The organism is Akkermansiaceae bacterium (assembly GCA_024233115.1).
Lineage (GTDB): Bacteria > Verrucomicrobiota > Verrucomicrobiia > Verrucomicrobiales > Akkermansiaceae > Oceaniferula.
Window position 1 is genome coordinate 94,683 of the sequence record JACKQB010000008.1, and the last position, 19,534, is coordinate 114,216.

At 56.4% G+C, this 19,534-nt stretch carries 16 protein-coding genes and 1 tRNA gene; 9 read left to right on the forward strand and 8 right to left on the reverse strand.

All coding sequences use genetic code 11. From position 1 onward, the window contains the following. Positions 1-6: 6 nt before the first annotated feature. The gene (locus tag H7A51_19240; GenBank protein ID MCP5538355.1) at positions 7-684 is read right to left on the reverse strand and encodes a VWA domain-containing protein; all 678 of its coding nucleotides are present in this window, start codon (positions 682-684) and stop codon (positions 7-9) included. A gap of 109 nt (positions 685-793) precedes the next feature. On the opposite strand from H7A51_19240, the gene H7A51_19245 reads away from it, so the two are divergent. The 6 genes from H7A51_19245 to H7A51_19270 all read left to right on the forward strand — a co-directional run bounded on the left by H7A51_19245 (position 794) and on the right by H7A51_19270 (position 8,353). After that, a complete protein-coding gene (locus H7A51_19245) occupies positions 794-1,153 on the forward strand; it encodes a hypothetical protein (protein MCP5538356.1) in 360 nt (119 codons plus the stop codon). A gap of 536 nt (positions 1,154-1,689) precedes the next feature. Continuing rightward, positions 1,690-2,688: a WYL domain-containing protein gene (locus H7A51_19250; protein MCP5538357.1), complete on the forward strand. Its 999-nt coding sequence runs from the start codon at positions 1,690-1,692 to the stop codon at positions 2,686-2,688. A gap of 64 nt (positions 2,689-2,752) precedes the next feature. Then, positions 2,753-3,733: a hypothetical protein gene (locus H7A51_19255; protein MCP5538358.1), complete on the forward strand. Its 981-nt coding sequence runs from the start codon at positions 2,753-2,755 to the stop codon at positions 3,731-3,733. A gap of 374 nt (positions 3,734-4,107) precedes the next feature. Next, positions 4,108-4,287 carry a hypothetical protein gene (locus H7A51_19260; GenBank protein MCP5538359.1) on the forward strand — a complete coding sequence of 60 codons (180 nt, stop codon included), beginning with the start codon at positions 4,108-4,110 and terminating at the stop codon, positions 4,285-4,287. A 97-nt stretch (positions 4,288-4,384) separates the two neighbouring features. Continuing rightward, positions 4,385-7,048 (forward strand): valine--tRNA ligase, encoded by a 2,664-nt coding sequence (locus H7A51_19265; protein MCP5538360.1) that lies wholly within the window; start codon positions 4,385-4,387, stop codon positions 7,046-7,048. Positions 7,049-7,228: 180 nt separating this feature from the next. Further along, positions 7,229-8,353, forward strand: a complete 1,125-nt coding sequence (locus H7A51_19270) for a DUF4332 domain-containing protein (protein MCP5538361.1) — start codon at positions 7,229-7,231, stop codon at positions 8,351-8,353. A gap of 131 nt (positions 8,354-8,484) precedes the next feature. On the opposite strand, the gene H7A51_19275 is transcribed toward H7A51_19270, so the two are convergent. Both H7A51_19275 and tilS read right to left on the reverse strand, forming a co-directional pair. Next, positions 8,485-8,937: a D-tyrosyl-tRNA(Tyr) deacylase gene (locus tag H7A51_19275; protein ID MCP5538362.1), complete on the reverse strand. Its 453-nt coding sequence runs from the start codon at positions 8,935-8,937 to the stop codon at positions 8,485-8,487. A gap of 6 nt (positions 8,938-8,943) precedes the next feature. After that, entirely contained in the window at positions 8,944-9,891 is a 948-nt protein-coding gene (gene tilS, locus H7A51_19280) for a tRNA lysidine(34) synthetase TilS (protein ID MCP5538363.1), read from the reverse strand. Positions 9,892-9,997: 106 nt separating this feature from the next. On the opposite strand from tilS, the gene H7A51_19285 reads away from it, so the two are divergent. Next, positions 9,998-10,072 (forward strand) — tRNA-Thr (locus H7A51_19285). Between the two features lie 210 nt (positions 10,073-10,282). Beyond that, a complete protein-coding gene (locus H7A51_19290; protein MCP5538364.1) occupies positions 10,283-10,780 on the forward strand; it encodes a hypothetical protein in 498 nt (165 codons plus the stop codon). A 443-nt stretch (positions 10,781-11,223) separates the two neighbouring features. On the opposite strand, the gene H7A51_19295 is transcribed toward H7A51_19290, so the two are convergent. The 3 genes from H7A51_19295 to H7A51_19305 all read right to left on the reverse strand — a co-directional run bounded on the left by H7A51_19295 (position 11,224) and on the right by H7A51_19305 (position 15,398). Further along, positions 11,224-12,633 carry a hypothetical protein gene (locus H7A51_19295; protein ID MCP5538365.1) on the reverse strand — a complete coding sequence of 470 codons (1,410 nt, stop codon included), beginning with the start codon at positions 12,631-12,633 and terminating at the stop codon, positions 11,224-11,226. After that, positions 12,630-14,012, reverse strand: a complete 1,383-nt coding sequence (locus H7A51_19300) for a hypothetical protein (GenBank protein MCP5538366.1) — start codon at positions 14,010-14,012, stop codon at positions 12,630-12,632. The genes H7A51_19295 and H7A51_19300 overlap by 4 nt, the downstream gene beginning before the upstream one ends. Before the next feature lie 285 nt (positions 14,013-14,297). Next, on the reverse strand, positions 14,298-15,398 hold the full coding sequence (locus tag H7A51_19305; protein ID MCP5538367.1) for a WGR domain-containing protein: 1,101 nt from the start codon (positions 15,396-15,398) through the stop codon (positions 14,298-14,300). 363 nt (positions 15,399-15,761) lie between these two features. Between H7A51_19305 and H7A51_19310 the strand changes: the two genes are divergently transcribed. After that, a complete protein-coding gene (locus tag H7A51_19310; protein ID MCP5538368.1) occupies positions 15,762-17,513 on the forward strand; it encodes an NERD domain-containing protein in 1,752 nt (583 codons plus the stop codon). Between the two features lie 65 nt (positions 17,514-17,578). Here the strand turns inward: H7A51_19310 and H7A51_19315 are convergent, their stop codons facing one another. Continuing rightward, entirely contained in the window at positions 17,579-18,667 is a 1,089-nt protein-coding gene (locus tag H7A51_19315; protein ID MCP5538369.1) for a Fic family protein, read from the reverse strand. A 156-nt stretch (positions 18,668-18,823) separates the two neighbouring features. Next, positions 18,824-19,534: HNH endonuclease (locus H7A51_19320; GenBank protein MCP5538370.1), on the reverse strand; the 711-nt coding region annotated here is incomplete at its 5' end.

Below are 19,534 nucleotides of genomic sequence, written 5' to 3' on the forward strand. Positions count from 1 at the left end.
CTAGGCCTACTCCGAGTGTCTCTCGGTTTCCTCCTTCACGATTTGAGCAAGGTCGGCTTTCAGGTCTTCCGCATCCTTGGGAGATGCACATTCTTGCATCATCCTGCGGTGGGCCATGACCTTGCGGGAGATGCTGGACGAGGTCGCCTTGTGGCCTACCTCGCTGAAGTGAAACTCCGAGGCATTCTTGCGGTCGATGCCGTAGGACGAGGCGGTGGCGATGGCGTCCTCGTTGGCTGCGAGGAAGAGGAACTCCCAGCCGTATTTGTCAGTCTGGTGTCGGATCATCTTGCTGATCTTGCGCACGGAGTAGTCGGTGGAGGCGTTTTCGTATCCGTCGGTGTAGATGGCGATGATGACCTTGCCGGGACGATCCTTTTCGGGGGTCTTGGCGAGCTTTTTGCCGATGTTGTCAACGGTTCGACCGATGGCATCAAGTAGTGCGGTGCAAGCACGGGGGACATAGGTATTGGCGTCGAGGGGCCGGACTTCCGCGATCGGTGTGCGGTCGGCGTGAAGCAGGTATTCGTCGTCGAAAAGAACCAGGGTGAAGTTGGCGTCTCCGGGAGTTTCCTGCTGGTTCTTGAGGAAGGAGTTGAATCCGGTGATGGCGGACTCGACGAGCGGCTGCATGGAGCCTGAGCGGTCGAGGATGTAGGCGATTTCTGTGAGTTTGTTATTCATGCATGAACAATGACAGCCTACATGGGACATTTGATGGGTGATGCTAAATGAGCCAAGGTCTTTTTATTGCGAACCAGAACAAAATGCATATTCGGTATCCCCCCTGTGCATGTTAGGATCCCTTGCGTTCTCTGCGTTGCACCTTGCGAAAGCGTACGCCATTCCACAAAACTACCTTTCCGTTATCAAAGGCTGGTTTGCCCACAATACCGATGGCTACACGCCCGTCAGTGCGAAGTCTCACATGGTTGACGCAATAGACTTTACCTTTCTCGATGGTTCCTCCGGGAAGGCTGAAATCAGCGAAAGTCTGTCCTTTTTGGCGCTTGGTCGGGATCGGGGTGTCGTCTATGCAGACAAATTTATCGTTGGGCTGGAAAATAGACATGCCTTAAAACTTATTGCTTCAGGGACGGCTGTTATCCAAAGTCTGATAAGTCCATCGATGATGTTTTCACCTTTGCTCTGATGATTGAGTGTCGAACCTGTTAGCCTGATGTTGGTTGGCTTGGGGCTGATTGGTAAATGGGGTCATGAAGTAATATTCGAAATTCTGTAGATACGGAAAATACGATGTTGTCTGCGGAGGTGGCAGTATGCGGATACGTGGAGTCGGGACGGGTCTCCGGTATGAAATACCGACTCAATGCTGGCCATACGAATCTGTCCGGGAGAGGAACCTCCTGCATAGGAAAACGTGACTGGCTCCTGGTCATGTGTCGCTGCTATCATTCGGCGGGTAACGGAATCAGTTGACTGATTGATTGGGTAACGTGGAAGCATTTTCCAATCCTGTAAATGTGGGCCAGGAACTGCACCCGTATCTCTAGATATGGTTTCGCGAGTAGCCGTCGAGCTAGATAGCCTAACCGGCACTAGGGGGAGGCCAGCCATAAGTACAAGAATGTTTCTGCGTTTCATAATTATACAATAATAGCCAGGGTGGGACATTAAGAGGGTGATAATGTCTTGCTGGGATGTCGGTTATTTGTTAGTCGTTAAACGATGAGTGGATTCAGCGGAGGAGGCAAGGTGCAGATGCGGCGTATTTATGCGATTGTGGATGCGGTCAATGGCGGCGGGTATCCGAACTGCCGTAGCTTGGCGGAGAGGCTTGAGGTCACGCAGAAGACGGTTCAGAGGGACGTGAACTTCATCAGGGATCAGTTGGGCTTGCCGCTTGAGTATAACAAGACCATGCACGGTTATGAGTTTACCGGGGACGTAAGTAATTTTCCTGTGTTCGAGGCCCAGGTTGAGGATTTGGCGGCGTTGTTCCTGGCCCGGCATGCGATGAAAAGCGTGCAGGGGACCAAGTTGGCCGAGGCCCTGAAGCCGGCGTTTGAGCGCCTGACCCGGCAGCTCGACGGCAAGGTCAACATGAACTGGAGCAGTGTGGATCAGGTGTTTACCGTCAAGGAAACCGGGGTGGTGGATGCGGATCTGACCTTGTTCGGTAAATTGGCCGAGGCTGTGCTGAACCAGCGGGAGGTTAGTTTTACCTACCGTAAGCTCGGGGACAAAGAATCGATCAAGCGCAGGCTACAACCGTATCACGTGGGTGAGATCGACGGCGGTTGGTATGTGGTCGGCCACGATGTGATGCGTGATGGTTTGCGCACCTTTGCCATTCAGAGAATCAAGGGGTTGAGTGTTTTGAAAACCACCTTTGAGCGTCCTGAGGATTTTCAGATTGGAGAGCATCTTGGAGGTAGTATTGGGGTGTGGGATCATAATGAGGCCGGACCTGTTGAAGTTGTTATCGAAGTGACCGGATGGATGGCTCGTATTGTCCAGGAACGACTCTGGCATCCGACCCAGACGACCCGGGTAATGGATGATCTCGGCGACAGGGTGGAGCTAAGTATGCAGCTGGGTAATCTTGAGGAAGTGAAGCTCCTGGTGCTCAGCTGGGGGGCGTGCGCTAAAGTGCTGAAGCCGGAGAGGCTGCGGGATGCGGTGAAACAGGAGGCTGCTGAGATTGTGCGAAAGTATCGAAAGTAGTGCCCTGGTGGTATGAATATTTTTTACCCTGCCCCTTTAAATGTCTGATACCTTGAATTACGTTATGTGGTTTGAACAATTAACAGGTTTTACAGAGACATCTCCTGTTGATGTAAGGCAACAGCTTGAGTTGTCGGATACAAAAATCAAATCGTCGGTGAACGGGAGAAGTTGGGAGTGCGGAACCTTGGAGATCGTTAAACTTGGCGATCTAAGAAAGCGAATTGAATCGATTGCGACGAATTCACCTCTGCGCGTGACTGAGGACGTTGCAAACGTTCAAGAGCTGCATGCGAATCCAGCGAACTCAGGGGCTCTCTTCCAGGTAGCTTCGCAATTCAATCTTCTGGAGATGGTCTCCCCGGCTGTGACTCCTGAGCAGGGAGTCGGCATTTATGAAAATGATTATACACAGGGGCCGGCATGCGCCATTGCTGCAGGAGCCGGAACCATCTATCGAAACTATTTTGCCAAGACCAACGGCGAGATTGGTCAGAGTGCGTCGAATCAGATCGATTGCCTGGCAGACCTCGGCAAGGCGCTCCAGAATACGGATGAACGCCTATGGAAGATGCGTAACGGATACGCGTTGGCATCCGCAGACGGGCTGGATGAGATTTCCAGGCGATTGCAGGAATCAACAAAAGACGAGTTGGACAAGCTCCGGGGCCATCTCAAGGTGGGACTTCAGTGGGACACCCAGGTCACTCTTGGGGATTGTTCCCATTTAGTCAGTCAGACCTATTGCTCCGCCCTGCCGGTTGCCTACTCATCCCACTGCTCCGAGATGTGGAGAGACTTTGCTGTGCTGATACTTGAGGCCGCATATGAGGCGACCCTGTGTGCTGCAATTCTGAATGCGCAAAAGACGGGAAACAACAAAGTGTTTCTGACTTTGCTGGGAGGGGGAGCATTCGGGAATGAGTCCGTATGGATTATTGACGCGATTGATCGGGCTCTCCGAATCCATGCCGACTCAGGTCTCGACGTCAGAATTGTTAGTTTTCGATCATCCAATCGAGCGTTGAAAAAGTTAATCGGATAAAAACGACCAGGGTTGTGCTGTTGGGGGTATCACACTAGATGTCCCACACTGCCAACCAGCCCCCCCATGGCTCTTTCTCCACCCGATTTATCCCATTTTCCACCCAATGCCGCTGTTTTGCTCGAGGGGACCCGGAGTGTTTCCCTGGAGCGGGCTGAAGAGTTGGGCCGAATGGCCAGAGCTCTGGTAATTACTTATCCGGATAAAACCCTCAGAAACCTACGAGTGGGGGGGCTGGACATACCATGCGTATTTGTGAAAAGGCTGGAGAATGCATGAGTATCCTCGTTGAGTCACAACGCATCGGTTGTAGAGTAATCCTCCTCAAAAGGAAGGATCAGTGATCAAAACAGGCAGCGGGAATTACTTCAGTCTTGATCGTAATCATCCGGCCAATTGCCCTGCCGTTTGCTCATTCCAGCCTCTGCCGTCATAAGGACGATTGTCCGGTGGCGATGAACCCGGCCACCGCCAAGAAAGTGGACAGCGAAGTCAGCGAAGGCCGTGTGCTCCAGGGAAATCGAATGCATTTGATCACCGATGCCAATCATTAAGATCAAGGGGGAAACCTGGAGGTCAGGCGCAAGCAAAATTGGAGTTTAAGCGGAAGCGCCCTTTACAAATACAAGCGTCTTTGGCAGAACCCGCGCCATGTCCGAGCTGCCCAAAGCCTACGAACCGCAAGCCGTCGAGAAACAATGGTATTCCGCATGGCTCGAGAACGGTTGTTTCCATGCCGATGAGACTTCTGAAAAAGAGGCCTATTCCATCGTCATCCCACCACCCAATGTCACCGGTATTCTCCATCTCGGGCACGTACTCAACAACACCATTCAGGACATCCTCTGCCGTCGCGCCCGCCAGCAAGGCAAGGAAGTGCTCTGGCTCCCCGGCACCGACCACGCAGGTATCGCCACCCAGGCCAAGGTCGAGCGTGAACTTCGCGAAAATGAAGGCGTCACCCGTCGCGACCTCGGTCGTGAGGCGTTCCTCGAGCGCGTCTGGCAATGGAAGGAAAAACACGGCGGCATCATCATCCAGCAGCTGAAACGGCTTGGCTGTTCCTGCGACTGGGATCGCGAGCGCTTCACCATGGACGACGACTACTCAGCCGCCGTCGCGCAGACCTTCACCGACCTGTTTAACCAAGGCTTGATCTATCGCGGCAAGCGCATGGTCAACTGGTGCCCGGTTTCCCTCACCGCCCTTTCAGACGAGGAGGTGATCATGCAGCCGCAGAAATCGAAGCTCTACTACATGAAGTACGAACTCGTCGATTCCCCCGGTGAGTTTCTGGAAATCTCCACCACCCGCCCCGAGACGCTGATGGGCGACACCGCTGTCGCCGTCAACCCCAAGGACGAACGCTTCACCAAGTACATCGGCAAAAAAGTCCGCCGTCCCTTCCCCGAGGCGGAAATCGAAGTCATCGCCGACGACCACGTTGACGTCGAGTTCGGCACAGGTGCCCTGAAAATCACCCCCGCCCACGACAAGGCGGACTTCGAGATCGGGCAGCGCCACAACCTCGAAATCATTGATGTTTTCCACCCCGACGGCACCGTCAACTGCCCCGACTGCCCGGACCTCGACGGTCTCGACCGCTTCCAGGCCCGCAAGGTGGCTGCCCAGAAGCTCGAGGATCTCGGCCTGCTCATCCGGGTGGAGGAATACGACAACAACGTCGGCTTCTCCGAGCGCGCGCACGTGCCGATTGAGCCGCGCATTTCCATGCAATGGTTCCTGAAATACCCCTGCGTCAAGGAATCAGCCGATGCCGTCGCCGATGGGAAAATCACCTACCGCCCCGCTCGCTGGGCCAAGACACACGCCAACTGGATGGAAAACATCCAGGACTGGTGTATCAGCCGACAACTCTGGTGGGGGCACCAGATCCCCGTCTGGTACCGCAAGGAAAAAGTCGAAACCCTGCAAGGCGCCGAGTCACTCGACTCCAGCGACCTCGAGGCCGGCGACATCTACGTCGGTGTCGACGCCCCGGACGATAGCGAAAACTGGGTGCGCGACGGCGATGTGATGGACACCTGGTTCAGCTCGTGGCTGTGGCCGTTTGCCACCATGGATGACCGCACACGCGCCAAGTTCTACCCGACCACTGACCTGGTAACAGGCCCTGACATCATCTTTTTCTGGGTCGCCCGCATGATCATGGCCGGCTACCGGTTTGAAAACGAACTGCCCTTTAAAAACGTCTTCTTCACCTCCATCATCCGCGATATCCAGGGACGGAAAATGAGCAAGTCGCTCGGCAATTCACCTGATCCCATCGACCTGATGGATCAATACGGCGCCGATGCCCTCCGCTTTGGCCTGATGCGCACGGCTCCCATCGGTTCTGATGTTCGCTTTGACGAGCAGTTGGTTGCCGAAGGTCGTAATTTTGCCAACAAACTTTACAACGCTTGCAGGTTCCGTCAGATGAGCGGCGAAGCCGCAGTTACCAGTTGTCAGTTGTCAGTTGTCAGTGGGCTTCGCCCGTATCACATCGACATCGCTAACAGGGTTGACACCCTCGCGGCCAGCCTTGAAAAAGCCTACGCCGACTACCGCTTCAACGAAGTCGGCCAGCAACTCTACGATTTCCTCTGGAGTGAGTTCTGCGATAAATTCCTCGAAGCGGTCAAGGGGGATCTGCGCGACTCGGCCACCCCCGAGGCGCGCGCAACCACCCTCGCTGTTTTCGACGCTGTGATGAGCCGTTACCTCCAGCTGCTTCACCCCTACATGCCGCACATCACTGAAGAGCTTTCTGCCCGTATGGGTTACCTGGAAAAAGGGGAGTTCCTGATGGAGAAAACCTACCCGGCCACCCCACTGGCAGCAGGCGACCCGTCGGCCGGCTCCCAGGCGGATGCCATTTACACCACCGCCGGCAGAATGCGTAACCTCAAGGCCGAATACAACGTCGCCGCACGCAAGGATGTGAAATTCATCATCATCAAAGCCGTGCCGTGGCTGGTCAATGAGGTGGATGTTCTCGGGCTGCTCGTCGGTGGCGATATCGAAATCCTCGACGCTTACGACGCGCCCAAAGGCACCCCCGCCGCCGTCACGGACGTGGGTGAGGTTTACCTGCCCCTCGAAGGCCTCATCGATGTTGATGCGGAAAAAAGCCGACTCGACAAGGAAATCGCCAAGGTCGAATCCGAGGTGAAAAAGTGTGAGGCCAAGCTCGGCAATGCGGCCTTTGTCGACAAGGCGCCAGCCGAACTCGTCGATCGCGAGAAGGCCCGTAAAGACGAGTGGGCGCAGAAGCTGGGCCAGCTCCAGGAAATGCGTGCTGCGCTGGGTTGAATGAGTTATGAGTTTTCACGGGAGATCCTGGTTCCGTCATCCATTTTTCCATTTCCCAATCATCCGTTTTAAAGTTGCTTGTCACCTTCAGAAAGCTCGCTAGTTTAGATCGCGTATCCGGAGCATACCAACCATTCAACGATTCCAGTCATCCATTTCCTGATCATCCTTTAACGACCCATGGCCCAGCTTAAAGATATTACCGGTCTCCCCCCCGATGCTGCCGAGCTTCTGGAGGCCGTGGGATATCTGAATACCCATGATCTAAGCGGGGCCGATCCTGCACAGCTTGTTGATGAGCTGGTCAAAGCCAACAAGGCCCTGGACATCATGCCGGAGAACCCGACCAAAACCCATGTCAAGGCATGGCAAAAAATGGTATCGGGGCATGCGACCGTAGTCTCGGAGGATGCCACCGGGCCAGACCAGGAGTCTGACGATGCCCGGGAAGAGCACGGACCGGACGGGGTGGATGGCGCCGCTGAAGAAGAGGATGAGTCTCTAACGGAGGAGGAAAGTGATGGCTACGCTTTTGACATCGACCCCAATCTGGTGAACTTCGAGGAGGATCCGGAAGTCCAGGAAATGCTCGCCATTTCTCCCGAGGCCGTTCCCCTACAACCATCGTTGATCAGACGTCACAAACTCGCGGTTGCAGACATTCCGGAGGGGATGCTGTTGACCCAGTGCAAGGGTGAAGTGGAAATCAACGTGATGACCTCTGCCCGGCTCGCCAAGGCCCAGCGACGTGAAGCAGAGATTAAACGCACAGGACTGATGGTTTCCCGGATCCGGAACTTCAGCGAGGCCGAGTCAGGTGATCACCACATCAAGCCATTGGAAAAAGGACAGGCAAGAGAGTCCGTGGCTGTAAGCGATGGAGTGAATACCGGCTTGCGCCCCGAGTCTCGCCGGTTTGTCAGGGGGGTCTTGCACCCGGACCCAATGAGTGTAAGGGTGGCGGCGTTCTTCGCAGCATGGGTGGAGCTGATGCTGTTGGCCTGTCTGGTGGGGATTCCCTGGTTGCTCATTTATGAGCAGATGAGCGGGAACAGCATGTTCTGGTGGGTCATTGGCCTTTCCTCGGGGCTTGTCCTGTCGGCGTTCTGTTATCTGTTCTGGGGACTGGGTGCCCGATGCCGGGTATGCGGACAGCGACAGTTTGCACCGAAAAAATGCCTGAAAAACAAGAAAGCCCACCACATTCCGGTGATTGGGTATATTTTTCCCACAGCCTTGCACGCCATGTTCTTCAAGTGGTTCTACTGCACGTATTGCGGCACCGCAGTAAGATTGAAAAAGTGACCTTTTTGCCAGATCTGCAATATCCCGACTCCTGATGGCTGACGACTGATTACTGACGACTGATTACTGACGACTGATTACTGATTACTGATTACTGATTACTGATTACTGATTACTGCCGCCGCCAGTCCCTACTCCCTGAGCTCGGTATCAATCACAATGGTGACCGGCCCGTCATTGACAAGTGCTACCTTCATATCCGCGCCAAACTCACCCGAGGCGCAGGGTTTGCCCATTTCTTTGGCCGCCATTGCCAGAAATTTCTCGTAGAGCGGGATGGCGATGTCAGGCCGGGCGGCCTTGATGAATGACGGCCTGTTACCCTTTTTCGTGCTCGCGTGCAGGGTGAACTGGCTGACGACTAACAGCTCGCCGCCCACGTCTTTGATACACCGGTTCATCTTGCCTCCGTCATCGGCAAAAATCCGCATGCGTGCGATTTTTCCAATCAACCACTCGATCTCATCCGGCCCGTCGCCGTCGACAATCCCCAGAAGAACCAAAAATCCAGATCCTATCTTACCGGAGACCTCACCATCGATGGTGACACTGGCCTCGGATACCCGTTGTATGATTGCACGCATAATAAACTAACTGATAAAAATCCGTTTTTCTTTCCGGCGCAGGAATTTTCCACCCGGCAAATTGATCTTGGCCATGGAGGGATCGGTGATCAGCCTGGTACAGCGGCATAACAGGTCGTGGTTGATGTCACCGATACCCCTCTCCTTCAGGTATCTGTGAATCACCGTTGTTTGAAGGGCAGGGGAGAGGTTTTTGAGTTTGGGTAAAAACAACCTCTGTTGCGGGTCCTCAAGCTGAAGGGTATCGAGCAGTTCTCCCGTGGCGACCCGTTGGGATTGGGAAATAGCTTCGGCACGCAGTAGCGCCGGTCTGATGTCACGCCCCATCATCTCATTGAGCAGAGGGATGGCCTCGTTGCGAAGGCGGTTACGGGTCGCGATCGCCTCCGCATTACTCGCATCCTCACGGTAGCTGACCTGCTGGCGTGCCAGGTAGTCGTCAATGTCTCCGCGGGTGACACCGAGTAATGGTCGGAGTATCTCCAGTTCCTTGCCAAGGACTGAATGACGCACACAAAACCGCATGCCCTTTAAACCATTCGAGCCTCGCAGCAGATTAAAAAGAATCGTCTCCGCCTGGTCATCGGCGTGATGCGCAAGTAGAACCCTCTGACAACGATGTTCGATAGCGCATTGCCGGAAAAACCGATGCCGCGCACTGCGGGCTGCTAATTCCACCGACACGCCCTGATCCCTTGCCAGCTGCCCCACATCGACCCGTGCAGTCATGCATGGGAGGGACAGTTTTTTGGCAACGCGACGAACAAAGGCAGCATCCTGCCCCGATGCCCTGCCCCGAAGCCCATGGTTCAAATGGCACAGCACCAGATTGCGATAGCCCGCCTCAAGCAGGGAATAAAGCAGAGCCATTGAATCCCGGCCACCGGAAACCCCCAGCAGGTACCGTCGGTTCTTCGACATCTCAAGAAAATCAGGATGGATGGGTAGGCTCACGGCGGGAAGCTAAAAACATCTGCATGATTTGTCGAGCCTGCCATGATTCTTACGCTTGCCACCCGGCATTTCTATGCTAAACAACTCCCCGACCCATCCCCAAAAGGCCGCTGTAGCTCAGGGGTAGAGCAATTCACTCGTAATGAATAGGTCGCCGGTTCAATTCCGGCCAGCGGCTCCATTGAAACAGGCTGTGTTCATCTGTTTATAAGGGTTGTAGGTAATATGGTCAAGTTTTCTTAAATCCGTCGGAATCCGCCAGTTGCCGCCGAAATCCGGAAAAACGGTGCATTTTTGGCAACTGTTTTGGCAACTGTTTTTTGATTGTCGAGCGCCGGCACAGTCCGCGCATCTGTGCAGGCTCCGTAAAAATTTCCGTGCCATTTGAAACATGATCGGAGATGATGCGGTTGTGCCGAAAAGGAAATCCAATGCATACGACGGCCCGGACTTCGTGGTGACCCGCGAGTTTTTCGACCGCTATTTCGAGAAACCCATGCCCGCAAGCACTTTCCATGACTTGGTGGGCAAGGGACGAATCATCCCGTGGAGGTGCATGCGGGGGCGCTACATGCTCAATGCATCCCTTCACAGCATGAAGTTGCCCACGGTGAAGAAGCTTCCCCACGCGGAGACAAGGCATAGCCTGGAGGACATCACACGCCTTGCCTTCACTTTTATCGACGAGAGGATCTTTCCCGCCCCGCCTTGGCTGCTTGCCGTGGAGGTTGTTTGCGCGGAGGAACTGGATCTCGCTCGTCGGATCGCAGACCAGCACCGGGGCAAAGTCTCGATGATGGACCCCGTCGAACTGAAGCTCGCCTACTTTGGCGGAGTGCTGGACGCGGCGGTCATGCAGGCCAACGACTCCGTCGTGACGGAACTCTGATCCCGGCTGAGGCAACATGGAATCCGTGCTGCGTGTGCAAGGCACGGAAGGGTGAGGGTCATCGAGTATTTCCGAGAGGCAATGATCTCTTTGAGAGCACGGCGGTTCCGCATCAAGGGAGGTGTGGGATGGCATGTTAAGTTCTGCCAAGCCTTTTTGCGTGCACGGCTTCTGACAGAAACGGACAATTTTGACGCTGTCGGGCCATTGTCAGTCGGTGTCAGCGTTGTCATGGATGTCAGCAAGCCATGTTTGCCATTCCTGATGGTGGGGGGCGTTTTTATGCGAAATTTTGCAGCGGCATGTCCGGGGCGGTGGCTGGAAACGCCGGTGGTTCCTTGGTTATGAGCCGCTTGCCGGCTGCGGGGGGCATGCGAAAACAGCCCCGCTTGAACGTAGCCCCCGGCTTTTCAGTCGCTGGTGTCCGCGCCGGAACAGCGCCGTTACACCGCTTTACCCCACTGGTTCTGGACGGGCGGAAATTCCGCGTCCGCATACAGGCACTCCACGAACTCCCGGTGGGTGGTGGCGACAACCTGCCTGCCGTCCACCCTGACGAGGTGCGACTCCGTGAGCCGATGCAGCAGCATGTCGCGCTCCAGCTTCTTGAGGTGGAAGTTTTTGAGCAGGTCGGTCTTGCTGAGCGGTCCCGCGCTGCGGAGCTTCCCGAGGATTCTCGACGCCTTTACCCGGAGCGGCTCGCACACCGGGTCCAGGGGAAGTCCCAGTCCATGCCACGAATAGCCCGCCATGCCGATGACCACCCCCCGCAGTGTATGCCGATAGAGATCGTTGCAGAGTGCGACGGACTCGTCGGATGCGACATTCCGGCGACAGGCTGAGGTGACGATTGTCCCGCAGACTTTCCAAAGGCTGTGGATTGTATGCAACATTGCAAACTCGACTTCGACCGGCATTACAGCCAGACGCTTGCGAAGTGCATTGTGGTAGCCGCGGATCCAGGGGTCGCTGGGCAGTTGGAGGCTGGCATGGATAGGGAGGGGGTGTTCAGCACGCCAGGTGAATGCGAAACATTTCAGCAATTTGAGGTGTTTCCCGTCAAGAGGATCGTCCGTGGTGTGCGGCAGGACAATGATGGGTTTCGCCGTGGCCAGCATCATCCCGGCGAGTTTTTTTGTCCATAATGCCGTGCTCAACGCCCCTGAGAATGAGACCTTCTTCTGGGCGGGGAAGAGGTCGGGGCCATAGCCCACGGGTTGCAAGAGCCTGGGCGAGGAGGCGAGGAAATCCCCGCAAAAGTCGCTGCGGTCCGCGTCGTCATTAAGCCGCAGGATTAGATGGCTCCTGCTCGTCAGCAGGCCATGGTCCGGATGCCACGCCCTGCGATAGCAGCGGCTCAGTCCGTTGCCGTGGAGGGTGGCTTGCGCCCTCCAGTAATGTTTCTCGCAAAGCTTGGCTTCGGATTGTGTAAGGGAATCCGCGTTCGGCGACAACCGCCCCAGGGCACGACGCTGTCGCAGGTAGAACGGCATGGACCGCGTGGCCATGTATCCCTGCGTGTATTTATCTTTTTCGGGTGCCGCGTGTGCGCCCGTATCATCATCATCATCGTAAACCAGCGGACGGATGGATTCGTCGATGGGGTCAGGGCCGGCCCCCCGGGGACGTATCAACAGCAGAGAGGGAACATGAGGAGTCAACGCAGTGCCCTGCAGTTGCCACAGGCTCATGGTAAGGGCTGTGGCGGCAACTGTCCGTGTTGTGGGGTCGGGCGAGCAGTCGTGTATGAACCCGCCGAGCGCCTCGTGCATCGGCCGGTTGAGAAACTCGAGGTAATCAGGCGGGGTGCCGTTTGACAGGGCTGCGGCCAGATATTCGGGGGGCGTGGTCATACATCGATCGGGGCTTCTTTAAATTTGCGTTCAATGGAGCGCCGGCCGATTCTTTTCCAACCATTGCCTGCCTGGCGGGCAAGGCCGTCGGCTTCCAAGGCATGAAGCGCCTCTTTACAGTCATTAGCCGGAATACCGAGGCTGCGGTAAATATCGCGGCAGGCGACGGGGGCGTCCTCGAGCATGCCGATGATTTTGATCGCAAGGTTCTGAAGCCGTTCCTGCCTGGTGCTGTCACGCATCGCCGCCCGGGCATTGGCCATGCGATGTATCGCCCACCGGCCCAACGCCGCGACGCCTTCGGGAGTGAAGGTTAGCTTGTTGTGGTTTGGTGCATTTGCAAGCTCCGTCAAACCAAATGCAAGGGTTGCCAGCAGGTTGCGTGCCGTGCCGCTAATGCCGGGTAGCCGCCCCTCCATGTCGCGCAGGAATGCCGCCCATCTGAACTGCACCGTCTTCAGGTCGAAGTCACGTATCAACGGCTCTGGTTTAATTGTGACAAATCGGTGGGAAAACGCCAGGTTGAGGGCCTGGTGGAATCGACCTGAGGTGTCGGAATGATATAATTTGCCTTCGGAGCAAGTGGCCTCCGCTGCGTCGGGTCCCTCAGAGCTGTCAACCAGCCAGACCATGTGCCCGAGCCACGCAGCCTTCCCCCCGGTGCCGGAGTCGACCCTGGAGGCCACTCCGGTGGGGTCGTTGACAAGGAGCTGGGCTTTGGCTGTCTCCCCGGTGCTCTCGACCGGATACAGGCCGTCGAGCAATGATCTGCAGGTGGGGGCGTAGGCTGATGCCTCAGCGTCATCAAACAGGGTGAGCGCCACCACAGGTTGGCATTCATGGATGCAACTCAACTGCTTTTCGAGATCCCGGGGGCCTTTGGTTGTGACGATTGTTTTGGGGCGGGCCACCAAGTCCCTGATGAGTGGACGCGGTGGAGATTGCAGCGAGACAGCAAACCGTCTCGCCGGGTTGTTGAATAAGAGTCCGTCCATGAGGGACAGGTCTTGGAACGCGGTTGACGGGGGATTCTGCTGCCGGCCCTTTTCTCTGGCGCCGATCAATGCGTTCTCCGCCTCGCGCCGGAGATGTGCGATCAGGATGTTCTGTTGCCGCCCTGCTTCGGCGAGAACACCGTCCAGCACGAGGCCGGAGACCAGGCCGCCGCTGACCAGCAGGCTACAGCCAACCTTCATTTGAACTCCGTCCGGCATCTGGATTCCGCTGCCGGGCCGGGCAAGGTTCGCCAGTGTTACCGCCCTGGCAACCAGCAGATTGGTCCCGGCGTTGACGTCACCCTCGCCTTGCGAGGTGGCGGTGAAGGTCTTCAGAAGCGGTTGGAGGTCGTGCAGGTATTGGTCGTGAGTGTCGGAGGGCATTGCATCGGGGGGGTGGATTTTTGTAAAGAGAAGTCAACGCGGATAATACCACAAAACCGTTCATTGTGCAGAAAAATTAAATGTTTCAATTACTTGAACTAAATTTCTAACAAGGTTCGCGAGAAGTGCCGCCGGACAAGGGTTTCAGCCGGGTGTTGTGACCCGCAGACATGGGGGGGACGAATGTTCCGTTATGAACCGGGTAAAAAAAAATCCGGCCACGGAACCCGTTTCCGGGTTCCGTGGCGGTGTGTTTTTGCGTTTGTCCCTTGTCCGCCGTTTGGGTCAGGCGGGCGCTGTCCCGGGTTTGTATTTCAACTGCTCGGTGGTGCAGTCGGCGGCGGGGATGTCGTTGCGCTCGTGGAGGTAGACGGGCTGGTAGATGGAGCCGCTTTCCGGGAAGGCGTGGAGGTAGCGGACCTCCACGACGGCTCCAATTCGCGGCACCCGGCGGTTCGGTGGGATCGTGACGTTTCCCGTCGGCAGGAGGGCGTCCGACTCCTCCCCGGTGCCATAAAGGCCGAGGCTGACGCTTCTCACCCGGTTGTGGCCGCTGACGACGAAGGAGGCCGTCTCGACGAACTTGTGTTTCAACTGGCTGCCGCCCGAGGCGGGCCGCCCGGGGCTGTAGGGCGCGTCGATGTCCTTGAAGACGACTCCCTCGCGGTTGGCGTGGCGCAGCTCCCGGTAGGTGGCGACCTTGTCATCGGGGTCGATGGCCGTGCTGACCCATAGGAGGGCGTCGCAAGCGGGAGGCAGCAGGGCGAGCAGTCCGGCGTGTCTGCCGAGGTAGCCGTGGCTGCGGATGTCGCGGCCGTCCAATTCAAGCAGGTCGAAGACGTGGTAGGTGCCGCCGACAACCTCGCCGTCGAGCAGGGCGTCCACGGGGAGTTTGGCGACGGCCTCGCGGATGGCGGTCGGCACGGAGACGACTAACCCCCGGCGGTTGACGCCGGTGATCCCGCCGCCGGTCTTGCGGACCATGAGGCGGCGGCCGTCGTGTTTTTCCTGGAGGCAGTGGCGCGTGTCGGTGAGGAGGCGCGGCACCTGGTCCTCATCGACGGGGTTGAGCAACTGGCAGCGGATGCCGGTGTCCCCACCCGAGTCGCGGGCGTGGGTTATCGCCCCGGGTTTCTGGTCCTTTCCGTCCGCCGGGCGGTAGCCTTTGGCCATTTTCCGGCGGACGAGTTTGTCGTGGATGGAGGTCGCCTCGGCAAGATCGACAATGTCCCGTGTCTTGCTTCCGGTGGTGAGGGTGTTGCCCCGCCGCCCGTAGGCGTAGGTGACGTGGTAGCCCTCGCCTTCCGGCTCGATGGCGACGTGGTATTCCTTGTCCGAGTTTCCCTCGCGGAAATAGAGGGAGGTTCTGGTGATGGTGGTGTTCATGGTTGGTTTGGGTTTGGTTGTTTGGATAAAAGCAAAGCCACGTTCCCGGGATGGAAACGTGGCTTTGCGTTTGGGGTAAATACCCCGGACTGAGAATCGCCTCACCCCGGGCGTCAGGACGAAGCCCGTCCTGGCAATGTATTATGACACGGGAACCGGCGGGATTGCGGGGACCGGCTCTGAAGGAGAATGACGGTATGCCGTTAGGGAGCGCATGATGAAGCGGTGGAAATCACCGCGATCATCAGCTTGCGTTCCGTCCTCGGAGGGGAAGGCAAGGAGATTGGTCGCCCGTTCAGGTGATCAGTTTTCCAGTTTTTTGCCCTTTCGTCGGGGCTGATCCTTACTTACTCTAGCAGCAAGATGGCAGTGTGGAGTTTAAACCGGCCCGAGGAGCATTGTAGTGAAGGTGAGGTGGCGGTAGCCCGTCACCTGCAGAGGCTGCCCGATGACTGGGTCGTGCGATGGGGGTTTTTCTACACCGACAGGAATGATGTGCGCAGGGAGGGGGACTTCCTGATCCTCGCGCCATTTGGCGGGGTGCTTGTGCTGGAGGTGAAGGGAGGGGTTCCCCGTCAGTTCTCTGCAACCGGTCAATGGGAGGGTGATCACCGGGATAACCCTCTCACCCAGCTCGATGCGGAGTGGATCTCGGTCGTTAAATCCCTCAAGGGGACACCCGCCCAGTCACTCTATGTTGCCAAGGCTCTGGGGCTTCCCGCTGTCACCGCTAATCCGGATTCTGACCGATGCCATGGCTTGAGCCGTGACGGGGTGTTGGCCGGAAATGAACTGGCCGACCTGTCATTGCTGGGGCAGGCGATGATGCGCTTTTTTAAACCGGCTGCTAGAGGTGGTGGTGTGCAAGCTGTCACGGAGGAGGCCAGGGACGCGTTCCTCGATATCTATGGTGGTGGCTGTGACCCGGTGTCGGTGAAACATTTCCTGGACCACACGGAGGCGCGATTCAGGCAGCGGCTGATTTCAGAGTATCAGATGCTCGACATGCTTCAGGGAAACCGGCAGTTGCTGGTCGAGGGCGGCTGCGGCTCCGGCAAATCCTGGTATGCGATGGAACAGGCGCGACGTTACGCCAACGAAGGGAAAACCGTTTTGTTTCTCGCCTATAACCGGGCGCTCACCCGGACGCTGCGTATGGATGTCGCTTGTGACAAAGGCCACGGTTTGCTTGGGGGTGGCAACATTGTGGTCAAAAACTATGAGGAGTTATCGGCGGCGATTTTGGGTGATTCGTTGGATGCCTTGCTTCCGCCTGGGGATGCGACCAAGGACGTGCTGAGTCATTTTTACGAAGTTGAGCTCCCGACGAAGGTGCTGGCGGCCCTGCGCTCCTTTGCCCACTTCGAGTCATTGACAAAATACGATGCCCTGGTTGTGGATGAAGGGCAGGATCACGACACCTCGTTGCATCCTGAGGTGGCTAACAAATTCCGCGAGGCCGCCTGCGGTTGGTGGTCGATCTACTGGGCCATGTTAAAAGACCAATGCGACGCGCCGATGGCGATTTTTTACGACCAGTCCCAGAGGCCGGTGTTCCGTTCCTCCACGGGATTTGAACCTGAGCGAATCCGTGCCAGTCTCTCCCAGGCTGTTTACGTTCGGTTGGCACGCTCCGTGCGCTACACCCGGCCGCTCTTTGATTTCCTGACATCCCTGCGTGGGGAGGGAGCGGATGACTTGATCGCGTCGCTGGGCGATGGGCGACAGCTTCCCGAGGGGCCGGCCGTGGAGATAAAGACAGCGGAAAATGAAACCCGGGCCTTGCGTGATCAGATTGCTGATACTGTGTCCAAGTGGGAGCGTGACGGGCTTTGTGTGCCGGAGGAAGTCCTTGTTCTGTATGCCAGGTCTGACTTGGCGGGAAGTGTCATTGGCGAGACCGATAAGTTGGGAAAATATCCCCTGATCGGGCACCACGAATCAGGAAAAGGCATCCGCCATTGCTCGATCCACAAGGCAAAAGGCCTGGACTCGAAGGCCGTTATCCTGGCGGGAGTGACCAATCCATCCCATCAAGAAATGGGCTCGTATGATCGGTTCACGCTCTTCATGGGCGCGAGCCGGGCGCGGCAGATACTCGCGGTTCTGGCGTGAACACGGGTCTGACAGGTTTTGATCAGAGGCCGGGATTTCGGCGAGATGGGGGATGGTAATGAATCTCAAGAGGGCGCTTGCAAGCTTTTCACGAGATGCGGAATGTTCAGATGGTAGCGGGTGCCTTTGAGCTGGCCGACTTTCACCACCAAGCCCCTTGCATGAAGCTCTCCGAGATCACGCAAAGCGGTGCGGTCTCCTATGCCTGTCATCTTTTGATACTTGGCATTATTAAGCCCCCCCTTGAAACCTCCTCGCAGCTCGTAGTCGATGAGACGGTTAAGCACCTTGATCTGGCGTTCATTCAGATCCTCGATCTGATCCGAGACCCGGGCCCGATACGCCGTTAGTTCCAGAATCCTCCCGGTCTCAATCACGGCGCTCTGAAACAGCGGACTCACACGCTGAATCGTGTCGGTCAAATCAAGCCCGGCCTCAAACTGTCGATAGTAGTTTTTCAGGTCAGCGTTAAAGGACCGGGACAGTGCTAGCGGTGTGTTTCTGCCAAGATCCCGGCACAGTCCCATGAGAACCAGATTACGCCCAATCCTGCCATTGCCATCGCAAAACGGGTGGATGGTTTCAAAGTGGACATGCCCCTGCACGGCATTCACCAGCGGTGTGTCGCCCGGGCATTGGTTATACCATTCAATGAACTCCGTCATCTTGTCGTGGACCAGATCCTTGCTCACGCCTTCGTGAATGACCTTGGGTTCCTGATCGAGCCGGTTGCCGCTGACAATTTTCATGTCACCCACATAAGAGCCGATAGATTCCTCTGGAAACCTGGACCCTCTCAAGATCTCACGGTGCATGGTGTGGAGCAGGCCATGGTTCAATGGTTCATCATAATGGGCCAATGCCATCCGGGTCAATGCCACGGCTCCCTGTTCCTTTTCCTCAACGGGTGGCAGGTTGCTGACAAAGGAGCTGTGTACCGAATCCCGGTCCAGGATCACTCCCTCAATTTCCGAGTTGGCGACAATTTCCTCAGTCAACACATCCTCAAATCCGGGGCCGCCCTTGCCAAGCCGGGCAAGCCGCTTATCCAGCGCCGCCACCTCGATACGAAACGCCTCTTCCAAAGGCTTTACCACAGCAGGGTTGTGGTAAAAGTGAGGAAAGGCAGGATCCTGCCAGAGGTAAGTGCTCATCGTGTCGGATATTTTATAGGTTTATACGCCATGTCGGATAAAAAGACATTTATCCGACATGGTATCAAATGTCAAGGTGCCCGACAGGTGCCCGACATCGGATAAAAAGGCCTGTTCACTCAGGTGGGCGGCATGCCGCGGGGAAGGCTGGCGTGCCTATGCCAGACGTAGCTCTCGCCATTCGAGAGCCTCGGGAAGAGGGTGGTAGGCTTTTTCTTTGGGTAGAATGAGCGGTCTGTTGGCCAGAGACATGAGCTCCATTTCCCCGGCTTGGCGGGAATCGAGTTCTTTACTGACCAACCAAAGGTAGTCCGGGCTTGGGGCTATGAGAGATCGATCCATTGCCCAGTGATGATTTTTGCACAAAGCGAGACCATTTCGAGGGTGATCATTGTGGCTTTCGGAGAATGGAATGATGTGTGCCGCATCCACGATAGTTGCTCCATCTGGACGGCGTAGTCTGAGTCCGCACGCAGCACATTGATGTTCGTATACTTGGACGACAATGCGTCTAAAGCCAGCTGATCTTCCTGGCGCTTGGTATTCTTCCTTGTCCTCTTTGATGATAGGAACGGCCATTTGGGGGTGCAGAAGGATGTCTCTGTACTGAGGGAAATATCGCGAGATGAGGACGTCGTGCAATCTAGTTCGCGTGTCCTTGTCTAGCATGAGGTTCCATAGGTCTGGATCAAGTTGAGCACCTGCAATTAATTGAGGGAGTTTGCCAATGGATGGAGGGCTGCTGAGCGCCTCGACTGCAGTTTCATTTCCCTGTGTAGGGACATGAACCCAAAACTCTTCACTGCGAAGATAGAAGTAGGGGTTTAGTGGAGTGTTTCGGTCATTCTCTGATTTTACGATCTCATA

Bases quoted from the DNA above. Each gene is read 5' to 3' on its own strand.
- H7A51_19240 (MCP5538355.1), bottom strand. From the start codon at position 684: ATGAATAACAAACTCACAGAAATCGCCTACATCCTCGACCGCTCAGGC.
- H7A51_19245 (MCP5538356.1), top strand. From the start codon at position 794: ATGTTAGGATCCCTTGCGTTCTCTGCGTTGCACCTTGCGAAAGCGTAC.
- H7A51_19250 (MCP5538357.1), top strand. From the start codon at position 1,690: ATGAGTGGATTCAGCGGAGGAGGCAAGGTGCAGATGCGGCGTATTTAT.
- H7A51_19255 (MCP5538358.1), top strand. From the start codon at position 2,753: ATGTGGTTTGAACAATTAACAGGTTTTACAGAGACATCTCCTGTTGAT.
- H7A51_19265 (MCP5538360.1), top strand. From the start codon at position 4,385: ATGTCCGAGCTGCCCAAAGCCTACGAACCGCAAGCCGTCGAGAAACAA.
- H7A51_19270 (MCP5538361.1), top strand. From the start codon at position 7,229: ATGGCCCAGCTTAAAGATATTACCGGTCTCCCCCCCGATGCTGCCGAG.
- H7A51_19275 (MCP5538362.1), bottom strand. From the start codon at position 8,937: ATGCGTGCAATCATACAACGGGTATCCGAGGCCAGTGTCACCATCGAT.
- H7A51_19290 (MCP5538364.1), top strand. From the start codon at position 10,283: ATGATCGGAGATGATGCGGTTGTGCCGAAAAGGAAATCCAATGCATAC.
- H7A51_19295 (MCP5538365.1), bottom strand. From the start codon at position 12,633: ATGACCACGCCCCCCGAATATCTGGCCGCAGCCCTGTCAAACGGCACC.
- H7A51_19300 (MCP5538366.1), bottom strand. From the start codon at position 14,012: ATGCCCTCCGACACTCACGACCAATACCTGCACGACCTCCAACCGCTT.
- H7A51_19305 (MCP5538367.1), bottom strand. From the start codon at position 15,398: ATGAACACCACCATCACCAGAACCTCCCTCTATTTCCGCGAGGGAAAC.
- H7A51_19310 (MCP5538368.1), top strand. From the start codon at position 15,762: ATGGCAGTGTGGAGTTTAAACCGGCCCGAGGAGCATTGTAGTGAAGGT.
- H7A51_19315 (MCP5538369.1), bottom strand. From the start codon at position 18,667: ATGAGCACTTACCTCTGGCAGGATCCTGCCTTTCCTCACTTTTACCAC.